The following is a 14,244-nucleotide window of genomic DNA, read 5'->3' as shown; positions in this document are numbered from 1 at the left end:
AATTATAGGCAAGGCCAACCTTCAAAGAGGAACTGTCCGTTTTGATAGAAACAAATATCGTCAGCGAACATGCTTCCTTCGTTTAGATCTCCAATCAGATTCCAATGAAGTGCTGAGACGTTTGTATTTCCTGTTTCAGGGTCACCTGTTCCTAAAGCTAAATGGAAGGTCTTTCCTACTTTTTCATCAAGAAAAATATTTTTAGTGATTTGCTTTAAAGCACTGTTGGTGCCAATAGCTATTTTTCCGACATTTCTAGCTCCTTCATCAATATCTAGCATTGTAAGAAGAAAATCTTGATTTGTTTTTGCTGTCGCTGCAACTACTCGTCCTTTTTTGAAAGTTAATTGAATATCTTCAATAACAACTCCTGCAAAGACTACTGGAGAAAGAAAGCGTGCTCGGCCATTGACTCCTCCGCAATGGGCTTTAAGATTTGGCCCTGTAAAGATTTCTCCATCGGGGAAATTGCGTTTGCCATCACAGTTTTTCCATTTCATATTTTCAATATGAATAAAGAGCTCTATATTCGGAGTTTTAATGTGTAGGCGGGTTTTTGTTTCTAGAAAACGGATCATTGTTTCATGTTGTTTTGATAGCTCTTGCCATTTCGCTATAGGATCAGGAGCATCTAAGAAGCAAGCTTTATAGAAAAGTTCTTGAAAAGCTTCGAGACTCATTTGAGCTTCTTGAGCATAAGCTGCGCAAGGGAGCATAGAAAGCGTCCAATCTAGCTCATGAGATGCTGCTCGATTCAAGATTTTTTTTAAGATGTTTTGACGACTTTGATTAATAAGGGCAAGTCTTTTCGGGGGAAGACCATGGAGCATTTGTATATTTGTTGTAGAGAGGATTTCCAAGACTTTATTGCATTTTGTTGCAAGAAACTCTCCAACTGCATGAGCGAAAGCTAGTTGTTCTTCTCTACCGAAACGTGCGAGATGTTCGTTCCAAGACTCTACACCTATATCACTATCAACAAAAGCTCCTATTTCTATGAGATTTTGATGCAAGCAAGTAAGAAGAGGGAGTCCTGAGACATCTCCTTTTAGCCAAACATGGTCTCCAGGTTGTACATTTAGAGAATAATTTATTAAAATATTGGCAAGCTTTTGGTTTAAATCTTTAGATATCATAAGGCCTTCTTTAAATTTTTTTTGGAAAATTGATTTATTCACTTGTACAACAAGTTTAGAGAAACGATAGATTTTATGCTGAAACGGTTTTTTGTGTCTTCTCCTACTTTTTGATTAGGGATTTATTGCTTTTTTCCAATTTTTTTAGATCCTGATAGCCTAAACTTTATAGACTTAGTTTGTGTCTTAAAAATTTATTTCTTTGTTATAGATCTTCAAGGATGCTTTGACATGTCTCTTGTTTTATTTTAGTCTTTTTATGTACGAGTTGTTTTGAATTCTAGTATTAAACCTCTATCTAGTTTTATTTTAATCCAAATAGAGACAGCCTAGTTTTTTATAGAAGATTCTGAGTTTATAGTTGATGTTATGCTTAAGCCACTTTTGTGTTTCTTCTTGCTTTCTCCTTTAAATGTTTCTGGAACAATTTTTGCTGGTTTTTTGAAGAAAGAAGAAACTATATCGCACAGTTCTGATAAAAATTCTCAAAGAGGATATGAAAAATTCTGGAATATAGATCCTTATAATTTAGAAAGTCTTTGTGCATATTATAACCTTTATCGCGATGTATTGAGTTTGCAACGTATGCAGCAATTATTCCCTTCTTTAAAAGAAGAAGAGGTCCCTTTATTTGTTCAAAGTATTTTAAAGGTTTCTCTAAAAGAAAAAATATTTTCTTTAGAAGAACAGGCTGTGCTACAAAGGCTTTCTTCAGGAATTTTGTCGTCATCTTTGTCTGATAGTTTCCCTAATGTTATCCCAGAAAAGGACCTCGGAAGAGCATTGATTTTAGCGGAATTTCCTGGTGATGAGAGTAAAGCGACTTACTATAGTTGTTATCTTGATATTTTAGCTTTGAGGATTCACGTGGAGCGTTTACGTGTATTCGACCATAAGCATTATGTTCCGGGATCCAAGGAATATCATAAGATAACTCTCGAAGCTATGAATAAAATCTTATTCTATGATGAGGGGATTCGTTATCCTTCGAAAAAAGAAATGTTTTCTGATGAATTCTCTTTTCTATCTTCTGTCGCAGATAGAAAGTTTGGAGTATGCTTAGGAGTGTCTTCTCTATATTTTTCGTTGTCACAACGTTTAGGAGTGCCCTTAGAAGCTGTAACTCCTCCAGGACATATTTATTTGCGCTACCAGAAAGGAGAAATCAATATCGAAACCACTGCTGGTGGGTGTCATTTCCCTACGAAATATTACTGTGATTGTTTGAATTTAGATAAATTACGCATACGTACTCCTGGAGAAATGGTAGGCTTAACTTTTATGAACCAAGGTTCTTTTGCTTTGCAAAGGCAAAAATACGTTGATGCTGAAATTGCCTATGAAAAAGCTTTATTTTATCTTCAGGATGAAGAGTTGCAAGAGCTTTTAGGATTCACAAAAATTTTATTAGGAAAAAAAGATGAAGGAATTTTGTTTTTACAGAAGAGTTCTCAAGCTTTGATTTTTGGATCTATGGCTTATGATTATCTTCATGATAATATTGATTTAGAGACTCTTATTTTGCTTTTCAAAGATCCTGGATCAACTTATGAGGAGATTTCTAGCTATGAAGAAAATTTAAAAATAGCTATGAAACGTTCCCCAAGATGCTGTGAAGGGCGTCGACGCCTTGCTTCCGTAGCTTTACATTTAGGAAAAACTGCGGAAGCTGCAATTCTTCTTGAGCGGTGTATTCAGGATGCTTGTCAAGATCTTGTTTTGCATCTCAAACTATGCAAGATTTTATGTGCTAGATATGATTATGCTAAAGCGTTGAAATATTTTCTTCTTTCGAAAGAATTGGCAGAATCTCAAGGCTTATCGCAAGAGGAATTGCGTTCTTGTCCACTATATTCCGAGATTTTAAAAAAGATTTATATAATAGCTCCTTAATCATATATAATATGTTTTTAGAATAGATAAAAAATCTATTTTAATGTAAGGTTTTACCGTTTTTTAAATTATATATTCTTTAAACTATGCTAATTGAACCACCTTTAAAAAAAACAGTAGAACAGCTTTTACAAGAGTATCAAAAGCTTTCTAATACTGGAGACACCGCTTGGAAAGTCGCAAGATACCGCGTACTTATTCACGCAACGTTTGTTGTACTTGGGTTGGGACTGGCTATTTTCGCAACTTTATTTGGGGTTGGAGTTTTAACTGGATTGCCTTCATGGGGAATCTGTACTCTTGCTATTGGTGCAGCTTCTTTATTGTCTATAGGAATAACCGCCATAATATTGCATAATAAAGAGCTTTCTCGCGAGTTTTCTTGGAGATCAAATATGTTAAAGTGGAAATTTCTTTCTTCAGAGCTTCAAATGGCTTTAAAAAGAAAAACTCCAGCGTAAAAGACTTTTTCTTTTCTTTAACTTTCTCGACAAGCCTTTCATATAATTTTTTTATGTTTACTATTTTTAGCTATATCCTGTCTAATGCCTTTCTATTTAAGTCGTACAAGTTAAGTTATTTTGCGTGCTTATGATTGAAAAGTTTCTTTTTAAAGTTTTTTCTGAAAATTAAAAATTTTTGCCGAAGCGTGATTTATGCTTGGATCGGGGCTTTAAGGAGAAATTAGAACTGATGTTTTATGAATTTTGATTTTTATTGAGGATCCAATGTTTTCTATTCAACAATTAAAGGGTGTTTGCTCAGGCTTGGGAAAAGTAGATTGTTCACCAGAAGCTATTCCTTCTTTCCAAGCAAAAAATAAGGGGAGAGATATTTGCAGAGTTGCTACGACCGCTCTAATTGGAGCTGTAGCAATGGCTGCAATAATTTGTGGGATTGTCGCTGCGGCTATAGGAGGTCCCTTAGGAGTGCTTACTGGAATTGGCTGTCTTGTCTTAGGTTTACTCTCTCTTGCTTGGGTTGTTATAGTAGCTTTAAGATTGCTTGGTGTTGGTGGAAAAGCTAAACCTAAAGACAACGAAGATCAAGAGTTGATTGTAAAGAAAGGGCGCGACAGTGATTCTTTACAATTAAGTGATTCGGAGGATGTAGGCATAAATAATAGATCAAGTTCTCCCGTAAACACAACTAGTGAATTTGATTCATAAGATAGAAAATGGTTTTTTATCTTCTGTTAGGAGAAAATCTTATATTCTTAATAGTAAGAACCTGCTTAAGAAGAACGTTAGAGAAAAATTCTAACGTTCTTTTTTTATGCTTCTTTGCTTATTGCAATCTTCGTTTTCCCTTACTATAGTTAAGCTAATATGTAGTATTGGGAGGAAAACCCAAAAGATAGGAGCTTCTCTATGGAAGGCGAAAAAGATGTAGAAGTTGAATTTGTAGGAGATTATAAGATTCTTCGTCATCTCGGCCGAACGCTATGGAGTCAAGACTTCTTCGTAGAGCATCGCTTTATAAAAAAACATTATATCTTAAAATTACTGCTTCCTGAATTCACTTCTTCAGAAGTTTTCATGGAAGCTTTTCATGAAATTATTGTAAAATTAGCTACTTTTAAACATCGTGGCATTCTTACTATTGAAAATGTTTCTCAATCAGAGGGACAGTATTTTCTAGTTACTTCAGAAAGAGAAATCCCAACATTATCTTTACAGCAGTATTTGAATAGTCGTTCTCAGCCTTTGTCAGAATTAGAGATAGTGGATTTCTCTAAGCAGTTAGCTTCTATTTTGGATTATGCACATGCTCGAGGACTTATACATGGTGGCATTCATTTGAGTTCCGTGCATGTAGATGTTTCTGGAAGTTCACCAGAGATTGTTCTTCCAGAATTAGGATTTTCTTCTTTATTAAGGGAACACTCTTTGCAATCCGTGTTAGAGAGTTCCACAAATCTTCTAGAAGAAAAATTAAAACAAATACTGCTATTTCTTGCTCCAGAACAAAGCTCTGAAAAAGGTTTGGGAGATGTTTATGCTTTCGGTGTCTTTGTTTATTACTTATTATTTGGAAAAGTTCCTCAAGGAGTTTTCTCGATGCCTTCGGAAACTTTTCCAGATTATGTTTATGATTGGGATAGCTTATTAAGAGCTTGTTTAACTTCTTCTGTAGAAAAAAGAGCGAGAACTTTAACTCCTTTATTAGTGAAAAAATCCTTAGGAGAGCAATTATTGAGTACGATTTCTAATTGTACTCAGAATTTCGTTCGTGAAATAATAGAAGAGCCTACAACAATACCTCTTCCAGAAGCTTTGCGAAAAGAAACCGAGATGCAGAAAACTTCAGAAGCCTTAGAGTTTGTTTTGGTTGAGGCTCGCTCGATAGACGAGGTTATGGATACCTCCACAGAAGTAAATTCTGTGGATCTTAAAGAAGAAGAGGGTTATTCCCAGGCTCTTCAATCGTTATTGATTCGTGAGCCTGTTGTTAGTCGTTATGTCGAACAAGATAAAGAAGAAACAAAGCCTCAGCCTTTGTTAACAGACATGGTTTTCATCGAAGGGGGGATTTTTTCTCGTGGAAGCCTCGAAGGACAAAGGGATGAGCAACCTATACATCAAGTATTACTCCAAAGTTTTTTCTTAGATGTTCATCCTGTAACTAATGAGCAGTTTATTCGGTATTTGGATTGTTATGGAGAACAAGACAAGAACTATAATGAGCTTATTCGATTAAAAGACTCTCGGATTCAGAAACGATCAGGGAAACTTGTCATTGAACCAGGATATGCAAAACATCCCGTTGTAGGAGTAACTTGGTACGGAGCTTCAGGGTACGCTGCTTGGGTAGGAAAGCGTTTGCCTACAGAAGCTGAATGGGAAGTTGCCGCAGGGGGAGGGGTTGCTCAACATCGTTATCCTTGTGGAGAAGAAATTGATAAGACTCAAGCAAATTTCTTTTCTTCGGATACAACTGCAGTTATGAGTTATCCAGCTAATGCCTATGGGCTATACGATATGGCAGGAAATGTTTATGAGTGGTGTCAAGATTGGTATGCCTACGATTTTTATGAAATTTCTGCTCAGGAGTTAGAAACACCTCGTGGCCCTACACAAGGTGTTTATCGCGTGCTGCGAGGGGGATGTTGGAAAAGTTTAAAAAATGATTTACGCTGTGCTCATAGACATCGTAATAATCCCGGTGCAATTAATAGTACCTATGGATTTCGTTGTGTTCAGGAAGTTAAGTAAGAGATTCCTGTATGGGGGATAAAAATTCTCAAGAGTATTACTTGAATTTGTGTCTAGAGATAGAGAAACTTGATTATCGTTATTACGTGTTACATGAGCCTCTGATCTCAGATTACGATTACGATATGAAAATAAAGGAATTGCAGCTTCTTGAGGATCTGCATCCTGAATGGAAAGTTCTTTGGTCTCCATCGTCTCGCCTTGGAGACCGTCCTTCTGGGGATCTGTCTATTGTTGTTCACCAACAGCCTATGCTTTCTATTGCAAATAGTTATTCTATAGAAGAGCTTAATGAATTTTTCTCTCGGGTAGAGAAAAGTTTGGGCTTCTTTCCAGTTTATACTGTAGAGCTTAAAATCGATGGTATAGCTGTTTCCATACGTTATGAAAATCGTGTTTTAGTACAGGCTATGAGTCGTGGAAATGGACGAGAGGGAGAAGATATTACGGCAAATATTTGCACTATACGTTCACTACCCCTAAGGCTTCCTGAACAAGCTCCAGAGACTTTAGAAATTCGCGGAGAGGTATTTTTCCCTAGAGCTACGTTTAATAAGATTAACGCTAGACAGAGATCTCTTGAGAAACCAGAGTTTGCAAATCCCCGTAATGCTGCAGGAGGTACATTAAAGTTATTATCTCCAAAGAAAGTAGCTCAAAGGAAGCTCGAAATTTCTATTTATACAGTTTTGTCTGAGAACTACTGTGAATCACATTATGAAAATCTTTTATGTTGTCGTAAGTGGGGTTTCCCAGTATGCGGTATGCCTCAATTGTGTAAATCTTCGGAAGAAGTATTAATTTCTTTAGAAAATATACAAAAACTGCGAAACCAACTTCCTATGGAAATCGATGGAGCTGTAATCAAAGTTAATAGCTTGAACGATCAAAAAATCTTGGGAATGACAGGAAAGCATTATCGATGGGCTTTAGCTTACAAATATGCTCCAGAGCAAGCAGAAACTCTTCTTGAAGATATCATAGTTCAGGTTGGAAGAACTGGCGTTTTGACTCCTGTAGCTAAATTACGACCTGTTTTTTTGTCTGGGTCTTTGATATCTCGAGCGTCTTTGTATAACGAAGAGGAGATTCATAGAAAAGATATCCGCATTGGCGACACTGTCCTTATAGAAAAAGGAGGGGAAATTATTCCTAAAATTGTCAGTGTTGTTCTAACAAAACGAAATACTAATGCCTCTCCGTGGAAAATGCCTGAAAGATGTCCTGTATGTCATGGAGAGGTTATTCAAGAGGATGATAAGGTTTCTATTCGTTGTGTTAATCCTACTTGTATTGCTGGAGCTATTGAGAAAATATGTTTTTTTGCGGGGCGCTCAGCTTTAAATATTGAACATTTGGGAGAAAAAGTTATCTTAAAACTTTTTGAAATGGGTTTATTGCGTACGTGTTCGGACATCTTTTTACTTTCTAAAGAGGATTTGTTGCTGGTTCCAGGATTTCGAGAGCGTTCCGTAGCGAATATCTTAAAGAGTATAGAAAAAGCTAAAGACGTGTTCTTAGATCGATTTCTTGTGTCTTTAAGTATTCCCTACGTGGGTATAGGAGTTGCAACTTCATTAGCTAAGCATTTTAGAAGTTTAGACAGGATTCTTTCAGCTTCTGAGGAGGAGCTTCTCTCTATTGAAGGGATAGGAGATAAGGTTGCAATCTCTATAAGAGACTACTTCCAAAATTCTAAGAATCTTGAAGAAATAAAGAAGATGCTAGATTTGGGAGTTCGAGTAACTTCTTATTGTGCTGCTGTGGACTCTCCTTGTAAAGAAAAGACTTTTGTTATCACTGGGACCCTGCCTGACATGACAAGGGCTGATATTGAGAGGGCTATTCGTAGTCGTGGAGGGAAGGTTTTGTCTTCAGTTTCTAAACAAACAGATTATCTTGTTGTTGGGAATGATCCGGGATCAAAGTTTCAAAAAGCTCAGGAATTAGGAATAGCTTTGCTTAATAAAGAATCTTTACTAAAAATTCTACAACAGGAATAAAAAAATTTACCCTTTCTTTATAAAAAGAAATTCCTCAATTTAAACGATTTATTATAAAATCTTTTTCTAATATAATACTTCTCTAACTATATAAGTTTTATTATAATTTTGGAGAAAGTATGTCCTCTACCTCTGGGATCGAAAGTAACTCTTTACCTTGGGTTAATAACCCAAGTGTACCTAAAGAGACCGCTCTTTCTTTGGGTCACGAAATTCATGGAATACGCGCTCCTTTAACTTCTCATCGGCAACTTTTAGAAGCTTTGAATGACGAACTTGAGTCTATGGAGTCTTCGGAAATTAAAAAATGCCGACTGTACAAAATAGCTCTCGTTATTATCACTGTCATTGGAATGGCAGTAACCTTTATACTTCCTATAAGTATGTTCTTTGGAATTCCTGTTTGGATTCCTGTCGTTGTAGGTTTGGGTTTTGGGCTTGTCACCCTAATTATTGGTAACAAGCTTAGAAATACGTGTAACGCAATTCGCTTGAAATATAGGTCTCTTCAAGTATATCGGCAGCAATTATTGAGTCAGCATCCCTCCCTTACTCGGTCTACACTTTATAAATATGGCATAGAGCTCCCAAAGCCTAAAAAAGGCTTCAAAGAAAAAATTATGCAACAAGCACACCTTAGTGTAGATGCGACTTATGATGGTGGTGCTACTTTAGATAAGTCTTTAGATTTTGCAGGGGATCTTCCAAAGCGTTATCAAACAAATGCCTTAGTCGGAGTAAATTCTTCCCCGACTTTGGAGATGTGGAGCAAGTACATTAATGCTGTATGTGCAGCTAAATCAGAGATTCTTAAGGGTAGCCCAGGTAACGAGGCTATTAATACTGTAAAGCAAAAAGCCCTGCTTGATGTTGGAATTAGTCCTGATGCCATAATTCCTCCAGGAAGTTTTATAGATCTAGCGAAGACCATCATGAGTGCGTGTAGCTTTGGGGCTCATGTCGGAATTGAAGCTCGTCGAGCCTTTGATCAGTATGAGCGAAGTTTCTTACATAGTAAAACTTTAGCCTCTTGGAATCCTTCTTTATCAGGAGTCACTAAGAAATTTTTCCTTCAAGGAGTAAGTACTTTAGATTTTGCTTCAAAAACGTTTTCGAAGCTTTCTTCCCTAGTTGCAAATTTACTCTCTGCACAATGGCTTGTTGATCTCGAAGCGCTTTCTTGTTTAGTGGCTTCTTCTGTAAGAGGTGATATTCTTGAAAAGAATGCTCCGCAAATAGAAACACTATGTCACAAGCTTGCAACACATGAAGCATGTGACTCTGTTCGCCTGAAACTAATTTTAGGAATAACACATACAGTCTCCGATATTGTAAAAACTCCAGAGAAAAAACAAGAGAACATAAAACGTTTAGCAGATTTGCATGGTCAGCTTGTAAATGAGTGTAAGAAGATACGTTCTCGAGCTGGAGGGCTTCCTGAAGATAGCCTTAAAATAGTCGAAGCTAAGGCAGAAAGATCCTTAGTAAAGGCTCTTGTAGGTTTGGGAGACCTAGGGAAATTCATGGATAAGATTCGTGGAGTCGTACAGTTTGGTAGAAGTGCGAGTTATGATCTAACTAATGCAGTGCAAAAACATCCTGAGAGATTGCTCGCATCTTTAAATGGAAGTTTAAATCAAATCGAATGTAGATTGCATTCTGACATTTGGGGGGCGGTTTCTAATAAGTCTTTTGAAGAAGTCTTTCAGGAAAAAACTGAAATTTTAAACGCTGTTAAGCAACTTCGAGAGAAGTTACAACTTTGGGAACAGCAATATATTGCCTTTAAAGATACTAAGCTTTCTCGAGTTTTTCTTCACGACTTCTCTTCATCATTTGCGAATTTTGAAAAATATATTGGTGAGGTAAAAAATTTTAGTGAAGAAGGTGCTGAAGAAACTGCTAAATTCTTAAAAGACTGTGAAAAGTCTCTTAAAGCAACATTCAAAGAGTTGTCTGGTGGTGGTGCAGCAACTTTCCCCAAGGAAGAGGAACTTGCTTTATGGTCTGCAGAATATCGTGTTTTAGTAGGGCAGCTTGCAACGTGTAAAGAGTATCTAAGCACGATTCATAAAAGAACACAAGAAGAATGCGTTTCAGGAAGCTCCCTATTGCTTTCTGCTCTTACAACTCAAGAGAAAACTTTAGATAAAAATCAACGTAATCGAGAAGCTAAGTTTAAAATTCAAGCACAAGCTTTACGAGAAAGCCAACGTCAGCAGCAAGGTTTGCAACTCCAAAGATTGATTCAAGAAGGTATTCGTGGTTTAGATGAGATTGTTTCTGGAATGACGGAGTTTGAAAACTCCATGAATAATCCAAAAGACCTGCAAACAGATAGGATTATTGAAAATTCTTCAAAACTGTTTAGTGCCATGCACACTTTCAGTTCCAACTCATTCCTTAATCTTCAAGAATCATTAAAAGCTCAAAGTATCAAAAAATCTGGAGACGACACTTTGATCGTTTCTGAAGAGACTTCAGAAGTGGATCAAGGATTGATAGCGAGTGCTGCATGTGCAAAAAAATCTTATACAAATACTCAAAAATCTCGACATGCTAGTTTGAATAATTTTTTAAAGAACTTACAGAAAACTATTGATAAGTGGGGAATGGCCCAGTCAATTATTAGTGGAATTTTGGGATTAATAGCTACGGCTCTTGGTATAGCTTTTATCTCAACGCAGATGGTTTGGATTGTTTTTGGAATCTGCGTTCTCTCTGTATTCATGCGAATTATTCCCATGGTTATGGACCACTTCATTGAAAAACATCTGTTTGATGTACGTGTTGTTGAGACTGCGAAGAAGTTTATTCCAGCTACGAAAATACTTCCTTCAGAGTTTGGTAATGAAGACGTCAAGCGTTTATCTGAACTTCAGGATGTCTTGCAGCTTGAAGGGTTTGAAAAAACCTGGGCTAATGAAATGCTTAAAGATCTTGATGGAAATCCAGGAGCTAAGCCGAAGAAATTTAAAGATATTGCTAAAGAATTGCGTTCGGATGCGAAAAAAATAGATTCACGTATGAAAAAGCTCTTTAAGAAAGACCTTCTTAAAGATCAAGTTACAACAAAAGTAACAGGGGCTTCAGAAATAGCTGAAACAGTACAAAATCTTAAAGAGATAGAGAAAGAGCTTAAACTGCTAGATACTCAAGAAGATAGTTTGATCGCAGAGAGATTGAAATTGTGCTCAGATCAGAGAGTTTTTGCAAATGAAAAATCTTACCTTAGTAGCCTAGAAAAACAAGAACAAGAAGAACAAGATCTTCGTGAAAATTTAGAAAAGGAAATAAGAAAAAAAGTAGAAGCTCGTAATGTTCTCTTTACTGCAATTCAAAGGATACCTAATAAAGAGCCTGTTTCGATTGATGTTTCTGAAGAAGTCCGAACTTTAAATAAGTTCTGTCAGACCATTTATAGTAAAACCTCTAGTCTTCAAGAGAAAGAAAAAGCTAAAAAGGCATTTAAAGAGCGTGTGCTTAAGATCGCCTCTGATGGTAATCTTTCCCGTTTAGAAGCAGAACTTGAGATGGGGTCGTGTTTGGGATCTTGTCAGGCTCGTTTACGAGATGAGTTTGAATTAAGAACTCGAAAAATCCGTTTGTATGAAGAACAAGAAGCTCGTGTTAAAATTGAGGCAGTTTTAGAAAGTCGTGAGGAAATTCTAAAAATTTCAGGATTAGGACACCTTGTGCCGTTTATGCGCTTTTCTTCGGCAACTGGAGGTAGTGGTAGATCTTTAGCAGAAGATGCTAAACGAAAACTTCAACAGCTTTTGGATAAGCTTCAAAATAAAGATGTATTGGGGGTTGATGAATGCTCCAAGGCTCTCACTGCATTAGCCGCCTATCTTGAAAAACACGAATCTTTAGAAAGCTCTGCTTATGGTATATCTTCAGGCTCGGCTCTTTACACGTCTACCGCAGGTTTGATGCGTGAGCTTTATGCTGCGGATCAAATTCTTACTGAAGGCATTGAAATGAGTTTTGGTCATAGATGTGAAACATCTCTACAACGAGTTAGTTTTGTTATGCGAGAGCTAGCCCGAGAAAGAAACAATCTTAGTTTCTTCAAAGAGCTTTTACAAATAGTTAGCTCTTTTTATGAGACAACACCCCATGAAGAATATCAGCAACATATCCAAGAATTTTTGACGCGAATAGAGATAATTCCTCAAGAAGTTATTATACAGATGTGTAAAGAGTTAGAGTTTCAAATTAATAGCTCTGTAAGACGGGTTCGAGAATACCAAGAGATTTCTCAGAAACTTGTTAAAGTTTCTGAGCATGTTCAAGCCAAAGAAGCTGCTTTTGGTGATGTTTTAAGGGCTGGGGTCAGACGTTTGGAAGAGATTTCTGTAGAGTTAGGACAGATTAAAGAAAGAAAATCTGTACTACAGTCAATAAAGGAAAGTTTTTCCCTTACGGATGAAGAGGTTTTATTAGATTTAAGTAATCTTTTCGGAAGCGAAGATTCTGAGTAGGTAAGAAATAAGCTCGTGCAATTTGAAAGTGTGAGTTCTATATCCAATATAACGATCTGGACGGATAATAAATAAGGAGTCCGGATTAGCGTGATAAAGTTTTAAAATCTTAGGATCCTTTATAATCTTAACTTCTATCCACTCTCCGTACTCTTCTTGAAGAGCCTGACAAAGATCTTTACGGTCCTTAAAGAATAGTAGTAGATGTTTCATGCCTCGAAGAGAATCTAAAAGAAAAGAGCCTTCTTCTAATTGGATATCAGCCGCTCTCATTCCTGGTCTAGGCCCTTGGATTTCTTTATCTTGAGGGGTGATTTTAATTAGATCGCTAGAGCAGTATTTTAATGCTTTGTGTGGGGGATAATAATATTCTCCACCAACATTATCAAGCTGTCGACATCCTTTTAAAAAATAATACATTAATGCTGGAGCATAGAAACAAGAAAACGGTAGATTTTTTGTCCTTCTTTCAACTTTTTCGCTAAAGAGAGGAAGTATGTTTCCTTCACGCTGTTCTTTGGATTTAATAAGATATTTTGAAGCAGCACGTTTTAATACAGGAATAAGTTTCCATGCAAGATTAAAAGCTGAATGGATATTAGTATTCACTCCATTCAAATAAGAGAAGGATAAGCTATGAGTAAGCTGTCCTAAAAATAGCATGTTGCTGTACTCCGAAGGCAAAACGTTAAAAGAAGTTTTAATATGAGAGCCTTCTTCAGAAACTATAAGATTATATGTATGTCGTAATTTTTCTTTAAGCTTTGGAGACAACGCATGAGCAAGACAAAGTTGTTTGGTTTTTTCTATAGGGTTATAGAAAACAAAATTTAAGAAAAGTTTTGTCAGAGGAATCAGATGGGCATGACTTTCTTCAAAGGACTGTCCTTCATCACAGTTTATAAAGAAAGTTTCCTTGTGAGTTTTACGGAGCTTGACGTGTGTTTTCAAAAGATCTTTGATATCAGGGTCAGCATCTGCTTCACAAGCAATAATCCATTTCGGATTATAGATTTCTCGTTTTTCAAAATTTTGTGATAACGCAGTGCTTTCGATAAAAATTCTATCTTCAACTAGAGTAACTGGACGTGTTGCCCAATCTATAACTCCACCTCTGGTCAGAAATGTGTTTATTAAATGTTGTTCAAGTTCTCCATACGTAGTAATAATAGAAAAAGGTGTTGGAGAATTGTTATGTTGATTGAATTTAAATAATAGTGTGCGTTTTTTCCAGTGATAACGTGCTCCAAAGATTTTGTGTTGCTTCTCTACAAAGTTATTTAAAAGCTTTCCATTATGGAGAAGCTCCAGAGCAGAACAAGATAAGATTATAGGGAGGTTTCGACAATCTAGGAAGTTGGGATTTTCTGAAGAGTTTCGGTGATCGATGATTTTAACAGAAATATCATGTTGTATCAGCATATTCGCTAATATGAGACCTGTAGGGTTGGCTCCTATGACTAAAATATCTGTCATATTTTTCCTAGTTAGGGGAAAGGGCGAAAAGACC

8 protein-coding genes are annotated in these 14,244 nt (G+C 36.5%); 6 read left to right on the top strand and 2 right to left on the bottom strand.

Translation table 11 applies throughout. The features are described from left to right. Positions 1–2 precede the first annotated feature (2 nt). A complete protein-coding gene (locus JMS40_RS04080) occupies positions 3–1,136 on the bottom strand; it encodes an aminopeptidase (RefSeq protein WP_201457003.1) in 1,134 nt (377 codons plus the stop codon). Positions 1,137–1,505: 369 nt separating this feature from the next. Between JMS40_RS04080 and JMS40_RS04075 the strand changes: the two genes are divergently transcribed. From JMS40_RS04075 to JMS40_RS04050, 6 genes are all read left to right on the top strand, one after another. Beyond that, positions 1,506–3,029, top strand: a complete 1,524-nt coding sequence (locus JMS40_RS04075) for a transglutaminase family protein (protein ID WP_201457002.1) — start codon at positions 1,506–1,508, stop codon at positions 3,027–3,029. An 86-nt stretch (positions 3,030–3,115) separates the two neighbouring features. Next, complete coding sequence (locus JMS40_RS04070) at positions 3,116–3,490, top strand: hypothetical protein (RefSeq protein ID WP_201457001.1); 375 nt, start codon at positions 3,116–3,118, stop codon at positions 3,488–3,490. Positions 3,491–3,757: 267 nt separating this feature from the next. Beyond that, entirely contained in the window at positions 3,758–4,198 is a 441-nt protein-coding gene (locus JMS40_RS04065) for a hypothetical protein (protein ID WP_201457000.1), read from the top strand. Positions 4,199–4,399: 201 nt separating this feature from the next. Continuing rightward, positions 4,400–6,244: an SUMF1/EgtB/PvdO family nonheme iron enzyme gene (locus JMS40_RS04060; protein ID WP_201456999.1), complete on the top strand. Its 1,845-nt coding sequence runs from the start codon at positions 4,400–4,402 to the stop codon at positions 6,242–6,244. Positions 6,245–6,255: 11 nt separating this feature from the next. After that, entirely contained in the window at positions 6,256–8,247 is a 1,992-nt protein-coding gene (gene ligA / locus JMS40_RS04055; RefSeq protein WP_201456998.1) for an NAD-dependent DNA ligase LigA, read from the top strand. 119 nt (positions 8,248–8,366) lie between these two features. Then, positions 8,367–12,734 (top strand): hypothetical protein, encoded by a 4,368-nt coding sequence (locus JMS40_RS04050; protein ID WP_201456997.1) that lies wholly within the window; start codon positions 8,367–8,369, stop codon positions 12,732–12,734. Here the strand turns inward: JMS40_RS04050 and JMS40_RS04045 are convergent. Continuing rightward, on the bottom strand, positions 12,699–14,210 hold the full coding sequence (locus tag JMS40_RS04045) for an FAD-dependent monooxygenase (RefSeq protein ID WP_201456996.1): 1,512 nt from the start codon (positions 14,208–14,210) through the stop codon (positions 12,699–12,701). The genes JMS40_RS04050 and JMS40_RS04045 overlap by 36 nt on opposite strands. Between the last annotated feature and the right edge of the window lie 34 nt (positions 14,211–14,244).

This window comes from Chlamydia sp. 17-3921, assembly GCF_902705545.1.
Classification (GTDB): domain Bacteria; phylum Chlamydiota; class Chlamydiia; order Chlamydiales; family Chlamydiaceae; genus Chlamydia.
The sequence above is the reverse complement of the archived record's forward strand: the minus strand, read 5'-3'. Positions and strand labels throughout refer to the sequence as shown.

What these genes read in the sequence shown, in the direction of transcription:
- ligA (WP_201456998.1), top strand. Translation starts at nt 6,256, where the DNA reads ATGGGGGATAAAAATTCTCAAGAGTATTACTTGAATTTGTGTCTAGAG.
- JMS40_RS04045 (WP_201456996.1), bottom strand. Translation starts at nt 14,210, where the DNA reads ATGACAGATATTTTAGTCATAGGAGCCAACCCTACAGGTCTCATATTA.
- JMS40_RS04075 (WP_201457002.1), top strand. Translation starts at nt 1,506, where the DNA reads ATGCTTAAGCCACTTTTGTGTTTCTTCTTGCTTTCTCCTTTAAATGTT.
- JMS40_RS04070 (WP_201457001.1), top strand. Translation starts at nt 3,116, where the DNA reads ATGCTAATTGAACCACCTTTAAAAAAAACAGTAGAACAGCTTTTACAA.
- JMS40_RS04060 (WP_201456999.1), top strand. Translation starts at nt 4,400, where the DNA reads ATGGAAGGCGAAAAAGATGTAGAAGTTGAATTTGTAGGAGATTATAAG.
- JMS40_RS04050 (WP_201456997.1), top strand. Translation starts at nt 8,367, where the DNA reads ATGTCCTCTACCTCTGGGATCGAAAGTAACTCTTTACCTTGGGTTAAT.
- JMS40_RS04065 (WP_201457000.1), top strand. Translation starts at nt 3,758, where the DNA reads ATGTTTTCTATTCAACAATTAAAGGGTGTTTGCTCAGGCTTGGGAAAA.
- JMS40_RS04080 (WP_201457003.1), bottom strand. Translation starts at nt 1,136, where the DNA reads ATGATATCTAAAGATTTAAACCAAAAGCTTGCCAATATTTTAATAAAT.